Consider the following 26,033-nt stretch of genomic DNA (forward strand, 5'->3'; position numbering starts at 1 on the left):
GGCTCCCCGCCCCCCCCCGGCGGTTGTGGCGGCCCGCGGGCGGCGCCGAAAACACCCCCCCCGTCGCGCCAAGCAAAAAGCCTCACGACAACCTCACCCCCCGCGGCCGCGCTGCATGCAGCGCGGCCTCTTCGTTGGGGCATCGGATTGTGGTCTCAGTTGGTTGCGGATTTCGGCTTGTCCTGGTCCTTGAGCTGGCTCCAGGCGTTCTGTTGGGCCAGCATCTGCCTGAGATAGGCGACATTTGCCTGCGCCTGTTCGGGCGACAGTTCCTGTGAGGCGATCTTCTCGGCCTCGTCGAACCGGCCTTGCAGGCCGACGACCAGCGCCAGGTTCTGGCGGACCCGGCTGTCCGCATTCGGCTGTTGCGCGGCCGAGCGCATATAGGTTTCGGCGGTGCGCAGATCACCTTCCAGCACATACGACATGCCAAGATTGGAGAGCACGGAAGGCTCGTTCGGCTTGAGGTCGAGCGCCTTGCGGTAAAGCTGGCGCGCATCGTCCTTCTGGCCGGTCTGGTCGAGAATGGCCGCTTCCGCCGACACCAGCCTCCAGTCGGGATATTCCGGTGTCTGAGCGCGGCGCACGGCGTCGAGCGCCGCCTCGAACTGGCCATTGGCGGCCAGCGCCTTGCCATAGGAGGCAAGCACGTCACGATCCTTGGGCAAAGCGATGGCGAGTTTGCGCATCACGGCCAGCGACTGGTCGGCGTCGCCATCCATCTGCAACGCCGCCGCATAGTTCGTCGCTATCCGCTTGTCGTTGGGGTTCTTCGCGTAGGATTGGCCAAGTGCGCCGGTGGCATTGTGCAGTTCGCCGGCCGACATGCTTTCAAGCGGTTTGCCGCTGGTGCGTGCGATAGAGCCGGTGGAGAGCTTGTCGGTTCCGCAACCGGCGACGCCCGCCGTCAGCGCCAGCACAAGAGCCATGGTGATGAGCCGTTTTCCCCTGATATTGATCCTGCGGTTGGTCGGCATGGCACCCTAAGCCTCCATTCATGCGCGGCCATTGCGTGGCCGTCTTCCCTCTCGCAGAAATATTCTGTTAACCCTAACGGACGGTTAAGAACGGCGACTCACACGGAGAACATCGCATGCCTGTCGAACTCGTCGGGAAGACATTGCCGGGCGCGTTGCCGGTCCATCTGGTCGCCAGGGACGGTCTGGACGCGGCCGGTCTTGCGCCGGCCGCCATCGCCTGGGCCAGGGTCAACGGCTTTTCCGGCGAGGCAGGCAGGACACTGGTCGTGCCCGGCGAAAACGGGGCGCTCGGCGGCGCCTTGTTCGGTATCGGCGATGGCGAAGGCGCGCTTGCCCTCGGCGCATTGTCGAAAGCCTTGCCGGAAGGCGACTGGCATTTCGCCTTGGCGCCAGCCGAGGCCGAACTCGCGGCGATCGCGCTGCTGCTCGGCGGTTATGTCTTCACCCGCTACGGCAAGAAGCCAGGCAGGGCGCTGCGCTTCGGCCTGCCGGCCGACGTCGATGCCGGGCGCGTTCGCCGCATTGTCGATGGCGTCTTCCTGACACGCGATCTGGTCAACACGCCGACCAGCGATATGGGTCCGGAAGATTTGGAGCAGGCGGTGCGGACCCTGGCCGCCAGGCACAAGGCCGAAGTCTCGGTGATCAAGGGTGACGATCTCCTCGACCGGAACTTCCCGATGATCTATGCGGTCGGCCGTGCGTCGACCAGCGCACCGCGCTTGCTCGACATGCGATGGGGGCAGCAAGACGCACCGAAGGTGACGCTGGTCGGCAAGGGCGTCTGCTTCGACACGGGCGGCCTCGACATCAAGCCATCGTCCGGCATGTTGCTGATGAAGAAGGACATGGGCGGTGCCGCCAATGTCCTTGGCCTCGCCTCGATGATCATGGCTGCCGGGCTGAATGTGCGGCTGCGCGTGCTCATTCCCGCGGTGGAAAATTCGATTGCCGGCAACGCCTTCCGGCCTGGCGACGTGCTGGTGAGCCGCAAGGGCATCACTGTCGAGATCGGCAACACGGATGCCGAGGGACGGCTGGTGCTGGCCGACGCGCTGGCGCTGGCCGACGAGGAGGAGCCGCAGCTTCTGGTCGACATGGCGACGCTGACCGGGGCTGCCCGTGTCGCGCTCGGCCCCGATCTGCCACCGTTCTACACCGGCGACGAAACGCTGGCATCCGATCTGGCGGAGGCTTCCGTCGCGACGGAGGATCCGCTGTGGCGCATGCCGCTGTGGCGGCCCTACGATGCAAAACTGTCGTCGAAGATCGCCGACATCAACAATGTCACCACGGACGGTTTCGCCGGCTCGATCACAGCGGCGTTGTTCCTGAAGCGCTTTGTCGAAAAAACCGCGGGCTGGGCGCATTTCGACATCTTCGCCTGGAACCCGGCTGACCGTCCGCATGGCCCCGCCGGCGGCGAGGCACAGGGCATCCGCGCGCTGGAGCGGATCATCGCGAAACGCTATGGCTGACAGTCGCAGGCGAAAGACGGCAATCGCTTTGACTGAAACGGAACCGAAACAATTTGCCGTCATGCTGGCGCGATGTCGATTGCGATGCGCCCGAGCCAGGCCTTGCGACTGTGGCAGCAGGTGATGCTGTCGCAGGTGCGCGACGACGCGCCCGATCTGACCATGCGCCAGACGGCGATCCTGTTCACCATCTATCTCGATCCGCCGCCGCACACCGTGCGCGGGCTCGCCGCCCGGCTCAATGTGACCAAGCCGGTGATCACCCGCGCCCTTGACACGATGGGCGCTTTGAAACTCGTCTCGCGCCATCGCGACGAGCTCGACAAGCGCAATGTTCTGATCAGGCGCACGGTCGAGGGCGCGCTCTTTGTCGAGCGCTTCGGCGATGGTATCATCGCCAAGGCGCTCGAACTGCCTATGTGAGCGACCTTTTCAACAGAGTGCTCGATTTGACTGCCAGGGATGCCCGCCTTCACGCTTTTCGCTCCGACCTTGCCGATGCACGGCTGAAGGGTGAGGTCGCCGCTGACCGCTTCGTCGCCGGCCGGCCGGCGCGGGTCATCGCGTCAGTGGCCGATATGCGCAAGGCGCCGCGGCCGGATGCCGGCGTCAACACGCAAGCGCTGTTCGGCGACGATGTCCTGGTCTTCGATGTCGCTGAAGGCTGGGCCTGGGTCCAGGCCGAACGCGACGGCTATGTCGGCTACGTCGCTGACACGATGCTGGGCAAACGGGACCATACGCCGACGCACATCGTCTGCGTGCCGCGCACCTTCCTCTACCCCGGGCCGGATCTGCGCTTTCCGATCGCCGGACAATTGTCGATGGGATCGACGGTGACAGTGACGGAGGCGGCCGAGGCGCGCGGTACGCACTATGCGGTCCTGCCGTCCGGCGAGGCGCTGATCGCAGGTCACCTGCGGCCGCTCAGTGAAGCTGTGTCCGACTATGTCGCGGTTGCCGAGGCGTTTCTAGGAACACCCTATCTCTGGGGCGGTACTTCCGGTTTCGGCATCGACTGTTCGGGGCTGGTGCAACTGGCGATGCGTATGGCCGGCAGAGACGTGCTGCGCGATTCCGACATGCAGGCGGTGACACTTGGCGAGACGCTGGAACCGGGACCTGATTTCTCCGGCTTGCGACGCGGCGATCTGGTGTTCTGGAAGGGCCATGTCGCCGTCATGACCGATGCCGACACGATGATCCACGCCAACGGCCACACCATGCTGGTGTCGCGCGAAGGCCTGAAGGATGCGGTTGACCGCATCGGTTATCTCTATGGTGGCCCGACAGGGTTCAGGAGGCCGTAGTGCTGTTTCTTCCTTCTCCCCTTGTGGGAGAAGGTGTCGCCGAAGGCGACGGATGAGGGGTGTTCCAGGGAACGCCAACGTCTCACTCCGCTGGAACACCCCTCATCCGTCTCGGCGCTCCGCGCCGATCCACCTTCTCCCACAAGGGGAGAAGGGAAGGGGGTCACGATCACCTTTTGTTCCGATTTTCCTTGGCGTTCGCGCGCCGTCGCGCTACCTCTGGCGGGTGACAGTTGAGCCGCGCCTTGCCGAACAGAATGCCGCCGTGGCCCTGCCCGAACCATTCCTCAGATGGTTTGGCGAGAAAGGCTGGTCGCCGCGCGCCCATCAGATCGAACTTCTGGCGAAGGCCCAGGCCGGTCAGTCGGTCCTGCTGATCGCGCCGACCGGCGCCGGCAAGACGCTGGCCGGCTTCCTGCCTTCGCTGACCGAACTGGCCAATCGGCCAAAGAGAAAGCCGGGCCAGGCGCAGCGCGGTATCCACACGCTCTACATCTCGCCGTTGAAGGCGCTTGCCGTCGATATCGAGCGCAATCTCGGCAAGCCGGTGGAAGAGATCGGGCTGCCCGTCACCATCGAGACGCGCACCGGCGACACGCCGGCGCACAAGCGCCAGCGCCAGAAACTGGTGCCGCCCGATATCCTGCTGACCACACCCGAACAACTGGCGCTGCTGATCGCGGCCGGCGATGCCAGACGCTTCTTCGAAGATCTGCGCTACGTCGTGCTCGACGAGCTGCATTCGCTGGTGACATCGAAACGCGGGCATCTGCTGGCGCTCGGCCTGGCACGGTTGCGCAGCTTTGTCCCTGGTCTGCAAACCATCGGGCTATCGGCGACGGTGGCCGAACCGGACGAGTTGCGGCGCTGGCTGGTCAGCCAGAATCCACCCAATGGTTCGACAGGCCATGACATGGCCGAACTGATCGTCGTCACCGGGGGTGCGAAACCGGAGATTTCCATCCTCGACTCCGAAGAGCGCGTGCCATGGGCAGGACATTCTGCGCGCTACGCCACGCCGGAAATCTATCGCGAAATCAAGCACCACAAGACGACCCTGCTGTTCGTCAACACGCGCAGCCAGGCGGAGCTGCTTTTCCAGGAATTGTGGCGGGTCAACGAGGACACCCTGCCGATCGCGCTGCATCACGGCTCGCTCGACGTCGCCCAGCGCCGGCGCGTCGAGAAGGCGATGGGCGAAAACGCGCTGCGCGCCATCGTCGCCACCTCGACGCTCGATCTCGGCATCGACTGGGGCGATGTCGATCTGGTCGTGCATGTCGGCGCGCCAAAGGGGGCGAGCCGGCTGGCACAGCGCATCGGCCGTGCCAACCACCGCATGGACGAGCCGTCCAAGGCGATCCTCATCCCCGCCAACCGCTTTGAGGTGCTGGAATGCCGGGCCGCCCTCGACGCCAACTATCTAGGCGCGCAGGACACGCCTCCGTTGATCAATGGCGGGCTCGATGTGCTGGCCCAGCATGTGCTCGGCTGCGCCTGCGGCGCGCCGTTCCGTGCCGATGACCTGTACGAGGAGGTGCGAACGGCAGCACCCTATGTCAGCCTCGACCGGCCGACATTCGACCGCGTCATCGATTTCGTTGCCACCGGCGGCTATGCGCTCAAGAATTACGAACGCTACGCCCGCATCCGTTTGAACAAGGATGGGTTGTGGCGGGTGTCCAATCCGCGCGTCGCCCAGCAATACAGGCTGAATGTCGGCACCATCATCGAGGTGCCGGCGCTGAATGTTCGATATGTGCAGGCCGGCAGCAAAGGCACGGCTTCGCGTGGCGGCCGGGTCCTCGGCAAGATCGAAGAGGCCTTCCTCGAAACGTTGACGCATGGCGACACGTTCATGTTCGCCGGCAAGGTGCTGCGCTTCGAGGGCATCCGCGAGAATGAATGCTTCGTGTCGAACGCGCCGGGCAGCGATGCCAAGGTGCCCTATTATGGAGGCGGCAAGTTTCCGCTTTCGACCTATCTCGCCGAACAGGTCCGCATCATGCTCGATGACCCGCAGCGATGGAAAAAGCTGCCCGAGCAGGTCGCCGACTGGCTGCGCTTCCAGGCCGACAAATCGGTGCTGCCCAAGCGCGACGACCTGCTGATCGAGACCTTTCCACGCGGCAATCGCCACTATCTGGTGGCTTACCCGTTCGAGGGCAGGCTGGCGCACCAGACGCTCGGCATGCTGCTCACCCGCCGCCTCGACAGGGCAGGAGCCAGGCCGCTCGGCTTCGTCGCCACCGATTATGCGCTGGCTATATGGTCACTGGGCGACATGGGCGCGATGTTCAAAGCCAGGAAGCCTTCGCTGAGCGCACTTTTCGACCAGGACATGCTGGGCGACGACCTCGAAGCCTGGCTGGCCGACAGCTGGCTTCTCAAGCGCACCTTCCGCAACTGCGCGCTGATTTCCGGATTGATCGAGAAACGCCACCCTGGCCAGGAGAAGAGCGGCCGCCAGGTCACGGTCTCGACCGACCTGATCTATGATGTGCTGCGCAGCCATGAACCGGACCACATCCTGCTGCAGGCCACACGCGCCGATGCGGCGACCGGCCTGCTCGATGTCAGCAGACTTGCCGACATGCTCTCGCGCATCCAGGGTCGAATCGTGCATAAGGCTCTCGAACAGATATCGCCGCTCGCCGTGCCGATCATGCTCGAGATCGGCAAGATGCCGGTGAACGGCGAAGCCGATGAGACATTGCTGATGGATGCGGCGACGCTGGTCGCAGAGGCCATGGGGCCGGAGATGGTCGAGGAATGAATTTTTCGCTGGCGCGCACATCGCTGATCGCCGAGGCCGACCTTGTCGGCATATCAGGCGAATGCGCCGTCTGCGACCCGCGCGGCGTGCTTTATTTTCCGGATCTGCGGCTTCTGGCCGTGTCCGACCTGCATCTGGAAAAGGGCTCGTCGCTGGCACGCCGCGGCACGCTGATTCCGCCCTACGACACCGGCGCGACCTTGCTGCGGCTTCAGGCCGTCATCGCTGACTACCAGCCGTCGATCGTCATCAGCCTGGGCGACAGCTTTCACGATGGCGGTGGCGCCCAGCGCATGCATGCAAGCTTCCGCGAGCGGCTGGAGGCGTTGATATCAGGCCGGCAATGGTTCTGGGTCGCCGGCAATCATGACCCGGAAGCGCCAGCCGACCTGCCTGGCGAGACGGTGCGTGAACTTGCCATCGGCTCGCTGCTGTTCCGGCATGAGCCGTCGAAGCAGCGTGTCGAAGGCGAAATAGCGGGCCATCTGCATCCCTGCGCCCGCATCGTCCAGCAGGGCCGCTCGGTGCGGCGCCGCTGCTTTGCCGGCGACGGCGGCCGCATGATCATGCCGGCCTTCGGCGCCTATACCGGTTCGCTCAACGTTCTCGACCGCGCCTATGCCGGGCTGTTCCGGCTGGACACGCTGATGGCCTATATGCTGGGCGCCCAACGCATCTTTGCCATTTCCGGCTCGATGCTGCGGCCGGGCTAAACAGCCCTACCTGCCGTAATAAAGCGTAACCGTGTGCTTCGCCTCTGCAAAAAACAGCCAGCGCTCGACCAGCATGCCGGCGAACTGGATTGCAGCAGCGAGTACCGACAGCAACGCTGCCAGCGGCCAGGGCAGGGCGAACACAATGGCGAGCAGCCCCAAGGGCAACGCGAAGGCCAGAAGCTGCGTGATCTGGCGCAGCCGCGCGCCATGCTTGCGCGCGATGCGGAAACCCATTTCCTTGAGCAGGTAATTCTCTTCGGTATGCGGCCATTCCAGCGACCGCACCGTACCTCCCGCCAGCCCGGTCGCGGTGTTGGCGGTGGTCGGGATCTCCAGCCGGTCATTGTAGCGCCAGGTCGCCAGCTTCCAGCCCCAGCCGGTCAAGGTCAGCAGCAGGCAAGCCGCCAGCTGCACCTTCGAACCAAGCGCAAAGCCCTGCAGCAGCGCGTTCAGCAGCACGCTGCCGGTCATTGCCGAGAAGATGAGATAGCCGGGCAGGGTGAAGCGGCTATGCCATTGGGCGATCGGCTTCAGCGACGCATAAATCATGCCGGTGGTGCAGACGGTGATGATTGCGCCGATGGTGGCCAGAGATCCGGCGATGCCGACCCAGCCATCGGTCTTGCCGAAGAATATCCAACCGATGCCGAACAGTCCCGCCGGAATGAAGGTGATGACCGAGGCAACACCTTCGCGCGACAGCCATGAACTGCGCCATTGTGAGAACGCCCGCCAGGCGCGTTCGGGGCGGCCGAGATGACCCGTCGAGGACAACAGGCCGGCTACGATCAGGCCGAGCGCCAGCCCCATGCCGATGAAGCCCAGCCAGAAATCGGGTGGGATGATCTGGAAGCCTCCGAGCGTGCCCAGCAGCGCGAGCAGGCCGTAGCCCGCGCCGGTGGCAGTGGTGAAGAAGACGACGGAGAAGGCTGGATGCATGGGTCAGTTCGAAAGCATGCGGTCGACCCAGCCGAGGAAACCGCCGTCGGCCCGCACCGGTTCCAATGCCGGCGCGGCCACCGATGCGGCGCGCGCGGTGTGGGCGCGTGGCGGCAAATATTTGTTGGTCGGGCGATAGCCGAGCTCCGGCATCAGGTCGACGCCGCCACGCTCGGCCACCAGTTGCGAGACCGCCGACAGGGGATCGCCGAGATCACCGAAATGCCGGGCGCTGGTCGGGCAGGCGGCGACGCAGGCCGGCACGCGGTCTTCTTCGGCCAGATTGTCATTGTAGATGCGGTCGACACACAGCGTGCATTTCTTCATCACCCCGACATCGGTGTCGAATTCGCGTGCTCCATAAGGACAGGCCCAACTGCACAATTTGCAGCCGATGCACTTGTCCTCGTCGATCAGCACGATGCCGTCCGAAGCCCGCTTGTAGGAGGCGCCAGTCGGGCAGACGGTGACGCAGGCCGGCGTCTCGCAATGCAGGCAGGAGCGCGGGAAGTTCACCGTCCGTCCGCCCATCTCGGTGGTGTGCTCATAGCTGTGCACGCGGTTGAACCAGACGCCGTCGACATGGCCGCCATAGGGATCGATGTCGGTCAGCGGCGCCATGTGGCCGCCGGTGTTCCATTCCTTGCAGGCGGTGACACAGGCCTGGCAGCCGACGCAGGTATCGAGGTCGATCACAAGGCCGAGTTTCTTGTCGCTTTGACTTGGCAGACAGGTCATTTGGTCGCCTCTCTCGCCCTGCGGAATTCGGCGCCGAAAGTCAGTCTGTCGGGCGAGGGTTCGAAATGCGGCGGCTGCAGGAAACGCTGGAACTGCGGCTCGGTGAACCCGGCTTCTTCGGCTGCGCATTTGACGATGCGCACGCGCAGGTCGAACCACGCAGCCTGGCCCGTCACCGGATCGGAATTCGAATAGCGTTTGCCCTGCGCGTCAGCCGAGGTCTGGTCGCCGATGATATGGTTGAGCAGGAAGCCGCGATTGCTCTCGGCCGCGTCGTCCTTCAGCCCCCAGCTGCCGCGCCTTTTGCCGATGGCGTTCCAGGTCCAGACCGTGCTTTCGTTCACCCCGTCGATCAGCTTGATCTGCCCCTTCACTCTGCCGTTGATGCTTTCGATCCACACCCAGTCGTCATCGACAAGGCCGAGACCGGCTGCCGTCCGGTGATGCACGAACAGCCGGTTCTGGCTGGTGATCTGCCGCAGCCACGCATTCTGCGAACCCCAGGAGTGGTACATGTGCATCGGCCGCTGCGTCAGCGCATGCAGCGGATATTTTTCGAGGTCGACGACCGCTTCCTCGAAGGGCATGTGCCAGAACGGCAGCGGGTCCATGTAGGTCTCGGTGCGCTGGCGATCGCCTTTCGGCGGCACCACACGGCCATGGCCACGCGCGGCGAGCCTGAAGCGCTGCATAGGCTCCGAGTAGAGCTGGAAAACGATCGGTTCGGCTTTCGGGATAAAACCCATCTGCACCGCGAAGTCGAGATAGGAGCGGTTGGCCATCTTGTAATAGCGCTGGTCGTCCGCGAAATCATGATGCCAGAAGCCGCCATTGTCGATGTAGCGCTGCAACTGGTCCGGGTTGGCCTCACCCCTGCCGGTCGAGGTCCCATCCTTGCCGCGCCAGCCGGCGAGCGGGCCGATGCCGGGCGTGCGCTCATGGTTGACGATGTAGTCGGCATAGTCGCGGTATCTGGGCGAGCCGTCCTCATCGACGAAACCAGGCAGGCCGAGCCGGGCGCCGAGTTCGATCAGCACCGACTGGAACGGCCGGACGTCGCGGTCGGGCTCGATGACGGGATGGCGGATGGCGTCGCCCGGTCCGTCGGCATGACTGATCGGCCGGTCGAGCAGGCTGATGCAGTCGTGGCGCTCAAGATAGGTCGTGTCCGGCAGCACCAGATCGGCGAACGGCACGGTCTCGGAATAATAGGCGTCGGAATAGATGATGAAAGGGATCTTGTAGTTGCCCGCTTCGTCGCTGTCGGTCAGCATCGCCATGGTCTCGACGGTGTTCATCGAGGAATTCCACGCCATGTTCGACATGTACATCATCAGCGTGTCGATCTTGTAGGGATCGCCTGCCCAGGCGTTGCGGATGACGGTGTGCATCAGGCCGTGCGCGGCCAGCGGCGCGTCCCACGAATAGGCCTTGTCGATGCGAAGCGGCGTGCCGGCCTCGTCGACCAGCAAATCGTCCGGCCCGCAGACGAAGCCGAGCGGCATGCCGTCGAGCGGCGTCATCGGCTTGACGGTCTTGCCCGCCGGCTTCGGTCCGGGCGGCGCGGATCGAGGGTAGGGCGGCTTGAAGCGGAAGCCGCCGGGGACATCCACCGTGCCCAACAGCACCTGAAGGAGATGGATGGCGCGGCAGGTGTGAAAACCGTTCGAATGGGCAGAGATGCCGCGCATGGCGTGCATCGAGACAGGCCGCCCCTTGATCGTCTCGTGGCGGCGCCCGGCCCAGTCGGTCCAGGCGATCGGCAATTCGATCGTCTGTTCGAAGGCGACATGGGCGAGTTCGGCGGCGATCCTGCGGATCGTGTCGGCGGCAATGCCGCAGCGCTCGGCGACCGAGTCCGGTGCGTAACTCTCATCGAGGTAGCTGTCGGCGATCAACTGGAACACCGGGACGCAGCGGCGCCCGCCGATCGTGAAGCTGCCGGTCAGCGCCGGTTTCGCACCGGCATCGGCGGCACTGACCGGTGTTTTGGCCACTCTGTTCCAAGCCAGCGGATTTCCGTCGGCGTCGCGCACGAACAGCCCGTCATCGGCAGCACCTGGCTCCTGCACGACGAGAACATGGGCATTGGTGTAGCGCAGCAGATACTCGAGATCGACGCGACCCGCCTTGAGCAATTCGTGGATGAGGGCGAACACGAACAGGCCGTCTGTTCCGGGTCGGATGCCGATCCAGTCATCGGCAATGGCATTGTAGCCGGTGCGGCACGGATTGATCGAGACGACCTTGGCGCCGCGCGCCTTGAGCTTGCCGAGACCGATCTTGATCGGGTTGGAATCGTGATCCTCGGCGACACCGAACAGCATGAAATACCGGGTGTTGTCCCAGTCGGGCTCGCCGAACTCCCAGAACGAACCGCCGATCGTATAGAGGCCGCCGGCCGCCATGTTGACCGAACAGAAGCCGCCATGGGCGGCGAAGTTCGGCGTACCGAACTGGCTCGCCCACCAGCCGGTCAGCGACTGCGACTGGTCGCGGCCGGTGAAGAAGGCGAGTTTCCTGGGGTCGGTCCGGCGGATGTTCGACAGCCGTTCCGTAGCGATAGAAAACGCCTCCTCCCACTCGATCTCGCGGAACTCGCCGGAGCCGCGCGGGCCGGCGCGCAGCAATGGCTTCTTCAGCCTTGCCGGGCTGTAATGCTGCATGATGCCGGAGCTGCCCTTGCCGCAGATCACGCCGCGATTGACCGGGTGGTCCTTGTTGCCGTTGATGTAGCGGACCTTGCCATCCTTGATGTGTACATCGATTCCGCAGCGGCAGGCGCACATGTAGCAGGTCGTCTTGGCGATGCTGTCGGAAACGGCAGGCGAGGTGTCGACGCCGTCGCCTTCGTCGGGCGCTCGCGTGTCGGCAAGCGGGCGTTGCGATGGTGCCGAATTCGCGCCGCGCGGCGGTCCCTGCATCATGATCCGGTGGCGCCTGTACGGCGCATGGATTTGGCCCGCGTCTTCGGTCCGGGGCCGCGCATGTAATGCTCTTCCGGGTGGTAGCGATGACCGGCAAGCCGCCGCCTTATGCCGCGGATCCAATGCGCAAGCAGGGATCTGAAACGCCCGATCATTCTGCTCTCTGCGATCTTTCGGCGAATTTTTTCTAACTTCGCCGGAAAACTTAGAATAAAGCTATCGATCTGTCTAATCAGTTGTTCTTGTAAATTCGATCGATATTGGTTCTTAATACGGACATGACCCTGGACCAGTTGCGGATTTTCGTCGCCGTCGCCGAGCGCGGCCATATGACCAAGGCGGCGGAACTGCTGGGCATTTCGCAGTCGGCGGCATCGGCGGCCATCCGGGCGCTTGAAGAACAGCACGGCGTCCACCTGTTCAACCGCGTCGGCCGCAACATCGAGCTTGCCCAGACCGGCCATCGGTTCCTGCCCGAGGCCAAGGCCGTGCTCGAACGGGCCGCCGCTGCCCGCAATGTGCTGGAGCATGTCTCGCAGACCGTCACCGGCAGCCTCTCGATCGCCGCCAGCCAGACCATCGCCAGCTACTGGCTGCCGCGCCGGCTGGCTTCCTTCCACGAAGCCTATCCGGCCGTCAGGCTGAGCGTCTCCATCGGCAACACCAGGCAGGTCGAGGCCAATGTCCTCGATGGCGCGGCGGATCTGGGCCTGGTCGAAGGCCGCACCGAGTCCGATATCCTGCGCCGCACCAAGGTCGACGTCGACAGGCTGATGCTGGTGGTTGCCAGCGCGCATCCGGAGATCCCCGAAGTCGCGCCCGGCCGCCCTGACATCAAGGGCCTGCGCTGGATCATCCGCGAGGGTGGTTCGGGTACGCGCGAGGTGCTGGAGGATCTGGCACGCCACGAAGGGATTTCGCTCGCCGACCTCCAGATATTCCTGGTGCTGCCGAGCAATGAAGCTATTCGCCAGGCGGTCGAGGCGGGGGCCGGCGCCACCATCATCTCCGAGCTTGTCGCGGCTCGCGCCGTGGCCGAAGGCAGTCTGAGATCGGTGCCGCTCGAACTGCCGAAACGCGACTTCGCCATGATCACCCATCGCGATCGCCAGGCAAGCCTGGCCCAGATGGCGCTCAAGGCGCATCTGGGTACGTCGGACCGACGGTGAGGGTTCGCTGAGATTCAGGTCAGGCCGAGTCGAAAATGGTTGGTTCCGAGAACCGGAACGGAGCGTACGTTCGGGTACGCGAGTACCGGAAGCGCAGAAGACGGCCATTTGCAGGCCGGCATCACCTGAATATCAATGGACCCGGTCAGCCGAACTTGCGTTGCGCATCCAGCGCCAGGCCAAGTCCGACCGAGCCGAACATGTCGCCTTCGATGACGGATGCCTGCGGCACCAGCGACAGGATCTCTCGTTTGGCCAGCGGGATCGCGGTCGATCCGCCGGTCAGGAACACCGCGGTGATGTCGGACGGCTTCACCTCAGCGTCCCTGATAGTCTGCCCGACCGTTGCGGTGACCCGCTCGATGTCCCTGGCAATCGTCGCGTCGAGCCCGCTGCGCGTGATTTCGGCGGTGAACTCCGCACCCGGCAGCTTCACAGCGACCTCTGCGGATGACCTGTCGGTCAGCTCTATCTTGGCCTTCTCGACACGTGCGGCCAGCGCGTGTCCGTAGCGGTGTTCGACGACGTGGATGAAACGGTCGACCAGGTCGGCGCGCTCGGCCTCGTAGCGGATCTGGCGCAGATGCGTCATCGCCTTGGCGGTGTAGACCAGGTTGATGCGCTGCCATGTGGCGAGGTCGATGAAATAGCTTGCCGGCAGGTTGCGCTTGCCGTCCTTGGTCGGCGTCAAATAGCCGAGCTGCGGCATGACATGGGCGATGCTCAGCAGCCGGTCGAAATCCGTACCGCCGATATGGACGCCCCGGCTGGCCAGGATGTCGTCCTTGCGGTCCGGCGAACGGGAGCGCTGCGGCGAGACCCGCACGATCGAGAAGTCCGACGTGCCGCCGCCCATATCGATGATCAGCGCCAGTTCCTCGCGTGTCACCTTCTGCTCGTAGTCGAGCGCCGCCGCGATCGGCTCGAACTGGAAAGCGATGTGCTTGAAGCCCTGGGCACGCGCGGCGTTCTCGAGTTCGCTTTGCGCCTTCGCGTCGGCATCGGCATCGTCATCGACGAATTGCACCGGCCGGCCAAGAACGACGGTCTCGACCGTATCGCCGGCATCGGCTTCCAGCCTCTTCTTGAGATGGCCAAGGAACATGCCGACGATCTCCATGAAGCCGATCGACCGCGATTTGATGCGGGTCTTTTCATGGGCCAGCGAACTGCCGAGCACGCTCTTCAGCGAACGCATCAGCCGGCCTTCGATGCTGTCGGTGTAATTGGCGATGGCCTGGCGGCCAAAGCAGGTGCGGTTGTCCTCGAAGTTGAAGAACACGGCACTGGGCAGCGTGACCTGGCCGTTCTCCAGCGCGACGAGGCGCGGCTGCCCGTTGCGGACCACGCCCACGGTGGAGTTCGAAGTGCCGAAGTCGATGCCGCCGAAGGCTGGTCGCATGACAAGTTCCTGCATTTGTCGTCGGCGAGCCGACAGGCGCCATGAGAAATCGCGCGCTGTCCGGGGACGGGCTGCTCTGCCGAACCGAATTGTTTGTGTCTGCCATTTGGCTGGGGAGCGCGGTCTACCGCATGCCTCGGCAAAGGGAAACCACTTTTCGGGGAAAATCCTAATCTCGCCGGAAGATCAGCCTTCCGAGCCAGCCGGTCAGCATGGCCAGCGATATCGCGAAGACACCGTAGAGGAAGGAATAATTGTGCGCGACACGGAAGATCGACTGCTCGAAACCGGATTTGCGGATTTCGAGCTGGGCCGAGCTTTCCTTGATGAACAGACCGCTCTTGAACAGGAACGCGCGGGCTTTGTGGGTTCCAACCGGCACATTTGGCGCCAGCCTCACTGTGGCGCGGAAAAGGTTCTGCGACAGGAATTGCACGCCGCCGACATTCTCGCTGTAGAGGCCGGTCGCCGACTTGCGCTCCCGCAGTGCTGCCGTGAACTCCTCGATCGTCGCCGGGCTGTCGCCGGCATCGGCGGGCTGCATATAGAGGTTGGAGGCGCCGAGCGACAGCTGCTTGTAGCTGTTGGGTTCGGTGATGTCCTGCAGCGGCCGCGTCGTCGCCACCGAATAGGAGACCGGCACGTTTTCGAAGGTCTCAGAGTCCAGATTGACCCAGACGCCGAGCACCCTGTCCTTGCGGCGCACCACCACCGGTTTGGGCGGACCTTCGAGCACGACGATGACGTCGTAGCGGCCCTGGCGCGCGACGAGTGGATCCGGGTTTTCCAGCGAACCGAAGATGGTCAGATCGGCCCCGGAAAAACCGGCGGTGATCGAGACGTTGTCGGTGGAGAGACCGATCTGGATGCCTTCGGTCAGCGGGATCTGTGCCTTCGCCGGCACGGCGGCCGCAAGCAGCGACAGGACAATGGCGGTTGCGAATGTGCTGCGAGCCTTCATCAGTTGAGGCCCGCGGCAGACAGCGAATAGAGGTTGGGCGGGGTGACGAAAAGATCGATCGCCAATCGTATCGCCACCGCCAGCACCAGCAGTGCCAGCAAGGCCCTGAGCTGCTCGCCGCGCAGCCTCTGGCCGGCCTTGGCACCGTACTGCGCGCCGGCGACGCCGCCCGCCATCAACAGGAAGGCCAGCACGACATCGACTGTCTGGTTGGTGGTGGCGTGGACCAGCGTCGTGTAGGCGGAGGTGAAGATGATCTGGAACAGCGAGGTGCCGATGACGACATTGGTCGGCACTTTCAGCAGATAGATCAGTGCCGGCACCATGATGAAGCCGCCGCCGACACCCATGATCGACGACAGGAAGCCGATGCCGGCGCCAAGCCCAAGGACGGGGATGACGCTGACGAACAGTTTTGACGCCCTGAAGCGCATCTTCAGCGGCAAGCGGTGGATCCAGTTGTGCTGGCCGGATTTCTTCAGCACCGGCGCCGCACCGCTGCGCGTCGCGCGCAGCGCATTGACGCTTTCGACCAGCATCAGCCCGCCGACGGTGCCGAGCAGCACGACGTAGAGCAGCGAGATGAACAGGTCGAGCTGGCCGAGCCTGCGCAGGAAGGCGAAGACGTAGATGCCGCCGGTGGAACCGACAATGCCGCCGGCCAGCAACACCCCGCCGAGCTTGAGGTCGAGCGTCCCTCGCTTCATGTGCGAAAGGACGCCCGAGACGGAGGAGGCGATGACCTGGTTGGCGCCGGTGGCGACAGCGATCGCCGGGGGGATGTTGTAGAAGATCAACAGCGGCGTGATGAGGAAGCCGCCGCCGACGCCGAACATGCCCGACAGGAAACCCACCGCCGCGCCCATGGCCAGCAGGACGAAGATATTGACGGAAATTTCCGCGATCGGGAGATAGATGCCCACCCGTCAGTCTCGATCAGTTCTGCCTGTCGGCGAATGCAACCGTTGCGGGCATCTTGGACCGACAAGCCAATTCGTTCTTGCGCCGGAGGTGCTGCGAAGTCAAACCGCGCTACGCCGCCGAAACAAAAAACATCTCAATCAGTTAACAGGCGAATGTGTGGCAAGGGCGTCGTGGAAGCGACGCCTCTGCCGTTATTTGCGCGCCAGCAGTGCCTTCACCAGGTTTTCGTCGACTTCGCCGGTCGCCGCCATCTTGTTGTCGGTCTGGAAAGCCATGATCGCGGTCTTCGTTTTCTGGCCCATCTTGCCGTCGGCGCCGCCGGCGTCGTAGCCGTTCTTGTTGAGAATGCGCTGGATGTTCTGGACGGCCTTCTTCATGTCGATGCTGGCGGTCGTCTGCGGCGCGCCGTCCTGCCAGGACTCGGGAATGTCGGCCGAGTTGGCTGCCGCATCCAGCGGCTTCGCCTTCCACAGCTCGGTCGCGGCGCGGGCGCGCTCGAGCTGCTCGGGCCGCAGCGCATTGGCGATCTCGTCACGCTTGGCCGCCGCATCCTTGTCGCCGGTCTTGGCGACGAGCGCGAACCATTTGTAGGACTCCTCGAGGTTCTGCTTCATGCCGACGCCCTTGGCGGCGAGGATGCCGAGATTGAACTGGCTGTCCTTGACGCCGACGTCGGCCGCCGCCTGGAACCAGTGCGCGGCCGATTCATTGTCGGTCACGCCGTCAGCCGCCATGGCAAACAGCACGGCCAGATTGTGCATGCCGCTGGCGTTGCCCTGTGCCGCGGAAAGCTGGTACCAGGTCTTCGCCTTCTTGATGTCGCGCGCGACGCCGATGCCCTTTTCGTAGAAATTTCCGATACGGTATTCGGCCGGCGCGAAGCCGAGTTCCGCCGATTTCTCGTACCATTTGGCCGCTGCCGCCATGTCTTCCTTGACGCCGCGCGACTCGGCATAGCGCGAGCCGATTTCGAACAGCGCCTTGGCGTCGCCGCTGGCAGCGGCATCACGCAAGGCGGCCGGGCCGGCGTCAGCAGGAATGTCGAATTTTGCCGTCGTCGCCGGCGAAGCGTCCACCGGCGGAACCGCGCCCGTGGTGTCCTTGGCGGTGGTCGGCTCTGTCGCCACAGGCTGGATGCCGGTGGCGGTATCGGTATCGGCAGGTTCGGCGGCGACCGGAACGGTCGAGGCCGGCGCAACCGAAGCTGTCGTCGTTTCGGACGCCGCTGGGTTCGCATCGGCCGATGTAGCCAAGGCGACGGGGGCGGGAACCGGTTCTGCGATCGGCGCGGCACCCGTCGACGGCTCGGCGCCTGGCGGCGCGGCAATCATGCTTTGCGCGGCCATGTCGTCCTTGGTTGCCGGTGCGGATGGCTCGGCCTGTCTGACGGTGCGGTCAGGCATGCTTTCCACTGCCGCGGGCTGCGCGTCCGTCTTTGGCTGGCTCGCGGCATCGAGCGAGGCGGTTTGTACCGGCTGCGAGGCGACGATCGGCGCAACGTCGTTGCTTGCCACCTGGGCGGGATCGGCGAAGAAGGCCTTGCCCAGTTGCAGGGCGCCCAGCGCCAGCAGGATCGCGGTTGTCCCCATCAGGATCGGCTTGCGCCGTGCCTTGAGCAGGTCGCCGATCCGCAGTGCCTTCACCGGTCCGGTCACCGTCGACTGGCGCTTCAGCGCATCGGCCTCGGCGGCCGCGGCCTGCGCCGCGCGCCGGGCAGCGGCGATGAAATCCGATTTCGCGGCATCGGTGTCGCTGGGCTTGGCCGGCTGGCCGCGCTCGTCACGCACGCGCTTCATGATGGCATTGAGGTCAGGTGCGCCGGAGCCGGGCTCCAGCGGCCGGTTGGCCATTTTCGGATCGAGCGGCTCGTCGAGATCGACGCTCGGTATTGGGGCACTCGGCGCTGAGCCGGCCAGTGGCGGGATATCCGCCTCCTTCTTGCCCTTGAAGGCGCGGGCCAGCCCGCCGAACAACGATTTGCGGCCGCCGGCCTGTCCGCCTTTCTCGGCGATCGTGTCCGAACCGAGCGCGGCCATGGCCGCCGCCGCGGCAGCCTCGGCCGGCGTGCGCGTGCCAATGCCAATACCCAGGTCGCTACGCATACCCAGGTCGCCGCGTGCACCCGGCTCATTGCGCAGGATGGCGGCGGCACGGCCATCGAGATCTGCCATGTCCCCAGTCAATGGCAGGGGCTGATCGATATCCATCGACGGCGCGTCGACGGCCATTTTGGGTCGGCGCACGCCGCGCCAGTTGCTCGGCTCGGCCGGTGCCGCATCCAGCAATTCGCTCATCGCCTCGACCGGCTCGCCGGGTTCGAGCGAACCCAGCCGGTCGACGATCTTGAGCAACGTATCGTGGATGGCCTCGAACGTTCTCGAATTGCGTTCGTCGGAGCGCCGCGTCAGTGTTTCAAGCGTCTTCAAATCCTGGGCGAGGCCGGAAACCGCGGTCGCATTGGCGCTCGAACCGGCCAGCGATTGCACTGCGTTCTCGGCCGCTTCGCGCGCCGCGCCGAGAATGGAATCGCGGGTTCCTGCGAGCGACTTTTCAATTTCGTTGAGACGCGGGCTGATGTCCTCGAATTCCGGCAGCGGGGTGCTGGGCTTGGAAAGATGAGCCGACAGGCCGGCAACCTGTGCTTCCAGGCTGCGGATCAGCGCCGGATCGATGCCGGCGACCTGTGCGGCCGACGCGTCCAGCCGGCTTGAAATGTCTTCGAGCCGGCTCTCCAGTCCGCGGATCGCCGCTTCGCCCGCGGGATCGGGCACACGCGTTTCAAGGCGCTTGGCGAGCGCCGTAAAGCGGGCATCGATGGCTTCCATGATGCCGACGCTGTCGACCTGCGGCATGCGCTGGTCGAGCCTGTCAGCAACCTCGTCCAGCCTGCGCTCGAGATCGCGGAACAGCATGTTGCCCTGTTCGATGGCGTCACCCTGGCGGCGTTCCATCATGCTCGACAGCACGTCGAAGCGTTGCTCCAGCCCATGGAAGATGTAGTCGGCGTCAGGCATGGCGGGTGCCTGGTCGATCTTGTCGGCGATGAATGCGATCTGCTTGGCCAGGCGCTCCATCGCCTGCTCCGGCAGATTGGCGCGGCCGGCGAGTTCGTCGACCCGGCCCGACAGCGTGCTCAACCGGTCCATGACCGCGTTGCCGGGACGATCCTGCGCCACTTCCTGGATCTGGCCGGCAAGCGAGTCGATCCGTCTCTCTATGCGCTCGAAAGCCTCGTGGTCGAATGAATTGGCTTGCGCGGCGACCGTCGATGCCACGATGGCGCGGGAAATCTCGTCCAGCCGCTCGTCGATCATGCCAAGCGTGTCGCTGCCGCGATTGTCTTGCTGGCTGGCGAAATGGTCGACAGCGCCGGCAAGCGTGCGCACCTTCTCCTCCAGCGAGCGCAGCGACAACGATTCCGGCAAATTGTTGACGGCATTGCTGATCTGCTCGAGCCGGGCGGTGAGAGCAGACAGGCCCGGGTCGTCCGAGCGCTTGCGCTGGTCGGCGTCGACGCGGTCTTCGAACGCCGTCCAGCGGCGATCGAAATCGTCCCAGCGGCGGTCGACCTTCTGCACGCTCTCTTCGCGTGCCAGCGTTTCGAGTGCGGCTTTGACCTGTTCGAGCTCGAGCCGCAGCATGTTGACGCTTCTGTCGTCGCTCTTCTCGGCCAGGGTCTGGATGGCGCCCGAAAGACGCTCGAACTCAAGGCCGAGTTCAGCACTGCCCTTGGCCGAAGCACCGGGCCTTGCGCCTGACTGGAAGGCCCGCTCGATGTCCTTGCGCAGCGCTTCGAATTCCCGCTGCAGGCCTGCGGTCATCTGGTGGCGCAATTCCTCGCGCATGCCGCGCAATTCGCCGGCGATCTTGCCGACCATGGCAACGCCATCCTCCTGGCCGCGCACGCGATCGATATCGCGGGCAATGGCCTGGTAATTCTGCTCGAAAGCGGCGGCTCCCTGCATCGGGCTCTTCGGACGCGACGCGGGCTGCGGGTCCTCATACCAGCGCTGCTGGCCAGAGGGCCGGGCGGCGGGGTAGCGCGCATCGGCACCATATTGGCGGGGATCGGGTTGGCGGAGTTCGGGACGTGCCATCGGATCCTCGCGCGTCCGCTCCAGCCGCTGCTCCAGTGTCTCCAGCGACTGGTTCAACTGATCGAGCGTGGTCTGCGGCCTGCGCTGCCTGCCGGCATTGAGTGTATCGAGATAGGACCGCTTGCTGTTCATCGGTGCGTCCGTCTTTCAGAATGGCTGGCTCGCGGCCAGTTCCCCCAGGTCCCTATCGGAACGAAGGCGACCGGCGGCGATGCCGCGGCGGAAGACGAGCTTCCCGGGCTCTCGCCCGCGCTCCGAAAAACCGTGAAAAATTCGATACAGGATAAACACGGGTAGCCGACGCGCCCACATTTCCCCCAACGTGGTAAACAACGCGTTAACCAAACTTAAGAAATCGAAAGGATGTTGGCTGCCGGCCTGACGGTGCGGCATAAAGGGCGGGGCGCAGAACGCCCTTGCGTCATCCTGCGGCAATCGGTATAGAATTGACGTAAACGTAAAAGGCGCATTGAGCGCATGTTTGCGATTTGTTTGTTGAAACCACGACTGGAAGCAGGCCCCCGCTTCCAGTCAGGCGACGCACGGTCCAGGACCGCGACGCCACCAGACGGGGAAAGCCAGTGACCATGAAGCTTATCTCGGCCGGCGAGACCGCGGCCAATACCAATATGTCTGCCGAAGCCGGCGAGGACCTCGTCCGCATCGGCGAGATGGCGAAGAAATATGGAGTGACGCTGCGCACGCTGCGTTTCTACGAAGACAAGGGCCTGCTCAACCCGCAGCGCGACGGTTCGACCCGTCTCTACACGCGCCGCGACAAGGCCCGCCTCAAGCTGATCCTGCTTGGCCGCAAGGTCGGATTCTCGCTGCGCGACGTCAAGCAGATGATGGATCTCTACGATCCCACCGGTTCAAACACCAAGCAGCTCAAGCTTGCGCTGGACAAGTCGGAAAAGCAGCTTGCCCGCCTGCAGAAGCAACGGGCGCTGATCGACGACGCCATCAACGAGCTCAGCGGCTCGATGTCGGCGGTGCGCCAGATGCTGAGCGAGCGTTCGGCGCCGCAGGCGAGCGCCGCCAGCTGAAGCAATTCCGTCAGGAATTGCGCCAGACACCAAGTCGTCTGCTGATTGTCCGAGTTCTGTCTAGCCGCATGGCCTGCCACGCGGCTTTTCGTTGTCCTGGCCCACTCTTATGGCCTTTCGGCGCTGGCTTGCGCAACGTCGCGCCGCTACGCTCATTGCTCCAGGGGGCGGGGAATCTTGTCGCATCGAGAAAATTGACGTTTACGCAAACGTCAATTTTTGCTATCCCGCTCCCAATATGGGTCCGCATGCCGCCCTGGCTTGTCTTCGGGGCATTCGGACCGGGTTTGCAGGGTGGAGAAAAAGCATGCCGACATACAGGGCTCCGGTCCAGGATACGCTGTTCGTGCTCAACGAGGTTCTGGGTTATCAGCGTTATTCGAACCTTCCCGGATTTGCCGACGCCACGCCCGATGTGCTCGAGGCGATCCTCGCCGAAGGCGCCAAGCTCGCCGAAAACGTCATGCATCCGCTGAACCGTGTCGGCGACATGGAAGGCTGTGTGCGTCACGACGATGGCTCGGTGACCACGCCGAAAGGCTTCAGGGAGGCCTTCGACCAGTACCGCGAGGGCGGCTGGATGGGATTGGCCGCACCCGTCGAGTTCGGCGGCCAGGGCCTGCCCTATGCCGTGCACACCGCCGTCGCCGAATATATGGTCTCGGCCAATATGTCCTTGATGATGTATCCGGGCCTGACGCAAGGCGCGATCGCGGCAATCATCACCCACGGCACCGACGAGCAGAAGGCGACATGGTTGCCGAGGATGATCGAGGGTGCCTGGACCGGCACCATGAACCTGACCGAGCCGCATTGCGGCACGGATCTCGGCCTGTTGCGGACCAAAGCGGTGCCGAACGGCGATGGCACCTATAAGATTTCAGGCCAGAAGATCTTCATCTCGGCCGGCGAACACGACATGTCGGACAACATCGTCCATCTGGTGCTGGCCCGCATCGAGGGTGCGCCGGAAGGCGTCAAGGGCATCTCGCTGTTCATCGTGCCGAAGCTCAAGCTCGACCCGTCGGGCAATCCGGGCAACAGGAACACCGTCTCCTGCGGCTCGATCGAGGAGAAGATGGGCATCCACGGCAATTCGACCTGCGTCATGAACTATGACGAGGCTGAGGGCACGCTGCTCGGCGAGCCCAATGGCGGCCTGAAGGCGATGTTCACGATGATGAACGAGGCGCGCCTCGGTGTCGGCCTGCAGGGGTTGTCGCTGTCGGAGATCGCCTATCAGAACGCTGTCGGCTACGCCAAGGACCGTTTGCAGGGCCGCTCATTGTCTGGGCCGAAGGCGCCGGACAAGAAGGCCGATCCAATCATCGTCCATCCCGACATCCGCCGCAGCCTGATGACCATGAAAGCCTTCAACGAGGCCGGCCGCGCGCTGGCGCTGTGGACGGCGATCAAGTCCGACATCGCCCACCGCTCCGGCGATGACAAGGATCGCCAGGCCGCCGACGACTACACCGGCCTGATGACGCCGGTGGTCAAGGGCGTGCTCACCGACAAAGGGTTCGACCACGCCGTCATGGCGCAGCAGGTGTTCGGCGGTCACGGTTATATCGAAGAGTACGGCATGAGCCAGTTCGTGCGCGATGCCCGCATCGCCATGATCTATGAAGGCGCCAATGGCATCCAGGCGCTCGACCTCGTCGGCCGCAAGCTTGGTTTGCATGGCGGCCGCGCCGTGCAGGCCTTCTTCAAGGAGGTTGGCGAATTCTGCGAGGAGAACCGCGCTAACGAGAAGATGGCGCCGTTCACCAAGGCGTTGAAGAAAGGTCTCAACGATTTGCAGGCGGCGACCATGTGGCTGGTGCAGAACGGCATGGCCAAGCCCGACAATGCGGGTGCCGCCTCGACCGACTACATGCATCTCTTCGGCCTGGTCGCTCTGGGCTATATGTGGGCGCAGATGGCCAAGGTGGCACTTGGTAAGACGGACGCCAATGGCGCGCAATCTTTCTACGACAACAAGGTCGTGACGGGGCGCTTCTTCATGGAGCGGATCATGCCGGAGACATCGGCTCATCTCGCCCGCATTTCGAGCGGCGCCGACACATTGATGGCACTGCCGGCGGAAGCGTTCTAAGCTCGACCTCACTGGCCTTTCTGTCTGTCGATACGCGGAGGAAATCGTGGCGACAAATCCCGCCGAAGTGCTCTCTTTGCCGAAGCCCGCCTGGGCGGCGGACGAAGTCGGCATGCTCTACGACATGGCGCATCGTTTCATGTCGGAGGAGATCGCGCCGCGCTACGACGAGTTCGAGAAGAACGAGATGGTCGATCGCGAAAGCTGGCTGAAGGCAGGTTCCGCCGGCCTGCTCTGCGCTTCTATGCCGGAGGAATATGGCGGCTCCGGCGGCACCTTCGCGCATGAGAGCGCCATCATCGAGGCCATCGGCCATGTCGGCGTCGACGGGTTCGGCATCGGCCTGCACAATTCGATCGTCGCCCCTTACATCCTCCACTACGGCTCCGAGGAGCAGAAAAAGAAATGGCTGCCGAAGCTGGCGACCGGCGAGCTGATCGGGGCCATCGCCATGACCGAGCCCGGCGCCGGCTCCGATCTGCAGGGCGTCAAGACGCGGGCGCAGAAGGATGGCAACCAATACAAGATCAATGGTTCCAAGACCTTCATCACCAACGGCCAGCTTGCGAACTTCATCATCGTCGTTACCAAGACCGATCCGGAGAAGGGGGCCAAGGGAACCTCGCTGATCGTCGTCGAGACCGACGAGGTGGAAGGTTTCCAGCGCGGCCGTAACCTCGACAAGATCGGGCTCAAGGCCAACGACACGTCGGAGCTGTTCTTCAACGACATGCGCGTGCCGACCTCCAACCTGCTCGGCCACGAGGAAGGTCAGGGCTTCGTCCAGTTGATGCAGCAACTGCCGCAGGAGCGGCTGCAGATCGGCACGGGCGCCATCGCCATGATCGAGCGGGCGCTGGCGCTGACCATCGACTACGTCAAGGAGCGCAAGGCGTTCGGCAAGGCGATCATCGATTTCCAGAACACCCAGTTCAAGCTGGCCGAACTCAAGACCGAGGCCACCATCGGCCGCGTCTTCTACAATGATTGCGTCACCCGCCACATCGCGGGCGGCCTCGATCCCGTGACAGCGTCGATGGCCAAGTACTGGCTCAGCGACCTGCAGGGAAAAGTCGTCGACGAATGCCTTCAACTGCATGGCGGCTATGGCTACATGAATGAATACCCGATCGCCCGCATGTTCCGCGACGCCCGCGTCCAGCGCATCTACGGCGGCACCAACGAGATCATGAAATTGCTGATCGGACGCTCTCTCTGAAGGCGACATCAGGCAAACCCAAGGAGCAAGCAAATGGCTGAAGCTTATGTCTATGACGCCGTGCGCACACCGCGCGGCAAGGGCAAGAAAGACGGATCGCTGCACGAGGTGCCGGCGGTGCGGCTTGCCGCCAAGACGCTCGAAGCGCTGCGCGACCGCAATGGGCTGGACACTGCAAACGTCGACGACATCATCTTCGGCTGCGTCGATCCGGTCGGCGAGGCGGGTTCGGTCATTCCGCGCGCCGCCGCCTTCGAGGCCGGCTACGACACCAAGGCGCCCGGCATGCAGATCTCACGCTTCTGCGCTTCCGGGCTCGACGCCATCAATTTCGGTGCCGCCAAGATCGCGCAGGGAGCGGACGAGATCGTCATTGCCGGCGGTGTTGAATCGATGTCGCGCGTCGGCATGGGCGCCTCGGGCGGTGCCTGGTTCATGGATCCTTCGGTCGGCCTGCCCGGCTGGTTCGTGCCGCAAGGCATCTCGGCCGACCTGATCGCCACCAAATACGGCTTCAGCAGAGACGACGTCGACGCCTATGCGGTCGAGAGCCAGAAGCGCGCCGCCAAATCCTGGGCGGATGGCCGCTTCAAGAAATCCGTCATCCCGATCAAGGACCAGAACGGCCTGACCATCCTCGACCATGACGAGCATATGCGCCCGTCGACCGACATGCAGTCGCTGGCCTCGCTCAACCCGTCCTTCGTCATGCCCGGCGAAATGGGCGGCTTCGATGCGGTCGCGGTGCAGAAGCATCCCGAAGTGGAAGAGGTCAACCATGTCCATCATGCCGGCAATTCGTCCGGCATCGTCGATGGTGCGGCGGCCGTGCTGCTCGGTTCGAAGAAGGCCGGCAAGGCGATGGGGCTGAAGCCCCGCGCGCGTATCCGCACCTTCGCCAACATCGGCTCCGAGCCTGTGCTGATGCTGACCGGTCCGGTCGACGTCACCGAGAAGCTGTTGAAGCGCGCCAAGATGAAGCTCTCGGACATCGACCTGTTCGAACTCAACGAAGCCTTCGCTTCGGTGGTGCTGCGCTACATGCAGGCTTTCGACATTCCGCATGACAAGATCAACGTCAATGGCGGTGCCATCGCCATGGGTCATCCGCTCGGCGCCACCGGCGCGATGATCTTCGGCACGGTGCTGGACGAACTCGAGCGGCGCGATCTCAACACCGCTCTGGTGACGCTGTGCATCGGCGCCGGCATGGGCACCGCAACCATCATCGAACGCGTCTGACGGGGAGAGAA

At 64.0% G+C, this 26,033-nt stretch carries 18 protein-coding genes; 10 read left to right on the top strand and 8 right to left on the bottom strand.

What is annotated here, in order from left to right; translation table 11 throughout:
* Positions 1-155 precede the first annotated feature (155 nt).
* Positions 156-977, bottom strand: a complete 822-nt coding sequence (locus tag AC0L2D_RS07625; protein WP_013533677.1) for a tetratricopeptide repeat protein — start codon at positions 975-977, stop codon at positions 156-158.
* Between the two features lie 116 nt (positions 978-1,093).
* On the opposite strand from AC0L2D_RS07625, the gene AC0L2D_RS07630 reads away from it, so the two are divergent.
* The 5 genes from AC0L2D_RS07630 (at position 1,094) to pdeM (ending at position 7,257) form a co-directional block, all read left to right on the top strand.
* Positions 1,094-2,458, top strand: coding sequence for a leucyl aminopeptidase family protein (locus AC0L2D_RS07630; protein WP_473540693.1), 1,365 nt, complete (start codon positions 1,094-1,096; stop codon positions 2,456-2,458).
* Positions 2,459-2,530: 72 nt separating this feature from the next.
* Positions 2,531-2,881 (top strand): MarR family winged helix-turn-helix transcriptional regulator, encoded by a 351-nt coding sequence (locus tag AC0L2D_RS07635; RefSeq protein ID WP_013533675.1) that lies wholly within the window; start codon positions 2,531-2,533, stop codon positions 2,879-2,881.
* A 26-nt stretch (positions 2,882-2,907) separates the two neighbouring features.
* The gene (locus AC0L2D_RS07640; protein ID WP_337123888.1) at positions 2,908-3,768 is read left to right on the top strand and encodes a C40 family peptidase; all 861 of its coding nucleotides are present in this window, start codon (positions 2,908-2,910) and stop codon (positions 3,766-3,768) included.
* A gap of 226 nt (positions 3,769-3,994) precedes the next feature.
* Positions 3,995-6,544, top strand: coding sequence for a ligase-associated DNA damage response DEXH box helicase (locus AC0L2D_RS07645; RefSeq protein ID WP_337122855.1), 2,550 nt, complete (start codon positions 3,995-3,997; stop codon positions 6,542-6,544).
* A complete protein-coding gene (gene pdeM / locus AC0L2D_RS07650) occupies positions 6,541-7,257 on the top strand; it encodes a ligase-associated DNA damage response endonuclease PdeM (protein ID WP_337122854.1) in 717 nt (238 codons plus the stop codon). Before AC0L2D_RS07645 ends, pdeM begins: the two co-directional genes overlap by 4 nt.
* A gap of 6 nt (positions 7,258-7,263) precedes the next feature.
* On the opposite strand, the gene AC0L2D_RS07655 is transcribed toward pdeM, so the two are convergent.
* From AC0L2D_RS07655 to AC0L2D_RS07665, 3 genes are read right to left on the bottom strand one after another with little or no spacing between them, the layout of a single operon-like run.
* A complete protein-coding gene (locus tag AC0L2D_RS07655; protein ID WP_337122853.1) occupies positions 7,264-8,199 on the bottom strand; it encodes a dimethyl sulfoxide reductase anchor subunit family protein in 936 nt (311 codons plus the stop codon).
* A gap of 3 nt (positions 8,200-8,202) precedes the next feature.
* The gene (locus AC0L2D_RS07660) at positions 8,203-8,937 is read right to left on the bottom strand and encodes a 4Fe-4S dicluster domain-containing protein (RefSeq protein ID WP_024503180.1); all 735 of its coding nucleotides are present in this window, start codon (positions 8,935-8,937) and stop codon (positions 8,203-8,205) included.
* Positions 8,934-11,864 carry a molybdopterin oxidoreductase family protein gene (locus AC0L2D_RS07665; protein ID WP_337122852.1) on the bottom strand — a complete coding sequence of 977 codons (2,931 nt, stop codon included), beginning with the start codon at positions 11,862-11,864 and terminating at the stop codon, positions 8,934-8,936. Before AC0L2D_RS07665 ends, AC0L2D_RS07660 begins: the two co-directional genes overlap by 4 nt.
* A 278-nt stretch (positions 11,865-12,142) precedes the next feature.
* On the opposite strand from AC0L2D_RS07665, the gene AC0L2D_RS07670 reads away from it, so the two are divergent.
* The gene (locus tag AC0L2D_RS07670) at positions 12,143-13,033 is read left to right on the top strand and encodes a LysR substrate-binding domain-containing protein (protein WP_473540695.1); all 891 of its coding nucleotides are present in this window, start codon (positions 12,143-12,145) and stop codon (positions 13,031-13,033) included.
* A gap of 145 nt (positions 13,034-13,178) precedes the next feature.
* Here the strand turns inward: AC0L2D_RS07670 and AC0L2D_RS07675 are convergent, their stop codons facing one another.
* The 4 genes from AC0L2D_RS07675 to AC0L2D_RS07690 form a co-directional block, all read right to left on the bottom strand.
* The gene (locus AC0L2D_RS07675; protein ID WP_473540696.1) at positions 13,179-14,435 is read right to left on the bottom strand and encodes an Hsp70 family protein; all 1,257 of its coding nucleotides are present in this window, start codon (positions 14,433-14,435) and stop codon (positions 13,179-13,181) included.
* A 169-nt stretch (positions 14,436-14,604) separates the two neighbouring features.
* Positions 14,605-15,396 carry a TIGR02186 family protein gene (locus tag AC0L2D_RS07680; protein WP_473540697.1) on the bottom strand — a complete coding sequence of 264 codons (792 nt, stop codon included), beginning with the start codon at positions 15,394-15,396 and terminating at the stop codon, positions 14,605-14,607.
* Positions 15,396-16,319, bottom strand: a complete 924-nt coding sequence (locus AC0L2D_RS07685) for a sulfite exporter TauE/SafE family protein (protein ID WP_013533663.1) — start codon at positions 16,317-16,319, stop codon at positions 15,396-15,398. The genes AC0L2D_RS07680 and AC0L2D_RS07685 overlap by 1 nt, the downstream gene beginning before the upstream one ends.
* 192 nt (positions 16,320-16,511) lie before the next feature.
* The gene (locus AC0L2D_RS07690; RefSeq protein ID WP_473540698.1) at positions 16,512-20,549 is read right to left on the bottom strand and encodes a peptidoglycan-binding protein; all 4,038 of its coding nucleotides are present in this window, start codon (positions 20,547-20,549) and stop codon (positions 16,512-16,514) included.
* 455 nt (positions 20,550-21,004) lie between these two features.
* Between AC0L2D_RS07690 and AC0L2D_RS07695 the strand changes: the two genes are divergently transcribed.
* The 4 genes from AC0L2D_RS07695 to AC0L2D_RS07710 all read left to right on the top strand — a co-directional run bounded on the left by AC0L2D_RS07695 (position 21,005) and on the right by AC0L2D_RS07710 (position 26,022).
* Complete coding sequence (locus tag AC0L2D_RS07695) at positions 21,005-21,463, top strand: MerR family transcriptional regulator (RefSeq protein ID WP_013533661.1); 459 nt, start codon at positions 21,005-21,007, stop codon at positions 21,461-21,463.
* Positions 21,464-21,770: 307 nt separating this feature from the next.
* The gene (locus AC0L2D_RS07700) at positions 21,771-23,561 is read left to right on the top strand and encodes an acyl-CoA dehydrogenase (RefSeq protein ID WP_337122847.1); all 1,791 of its coding nucleotides are present in this window, start codon (positions 21,771-21,773) and stop codon (positions 23,559-23,561) included.
* Between the two features lie 46 nt (positions 23,562-23,607).
* Positions 23,608-24,780: an acyl-CoA dehydrogenase family protein gene (locus tag AC0L2D_RS07705; RefSeq protein ID WP_337122846.1), complete on the top strand. Its 1,173-nt coding sequence runs from the start codon at positions 23,608-23,610 to the stop codon at positions 24,778-24,780.
* Positions 24,781-24,813: 33 nt separating this feature from the next.
* Positions 24,814-26,022 (top strand): acetyl-CoA C-acetyltransferase, encoded by a 1,209-nt coding sequence (locus AC0L2D_RS07710; RefSeq protein ID WP_027161729.1) that lies wholly within the window; start codon positions 24,814-24,816, stop codon positions 26,020-26,022.
* Positions 26,023-26,033 lie beyond the last annotated feature (11 nt).

Source organism: Mesorhizobium sp. WSM4833 (assembly GCF_055811095.1).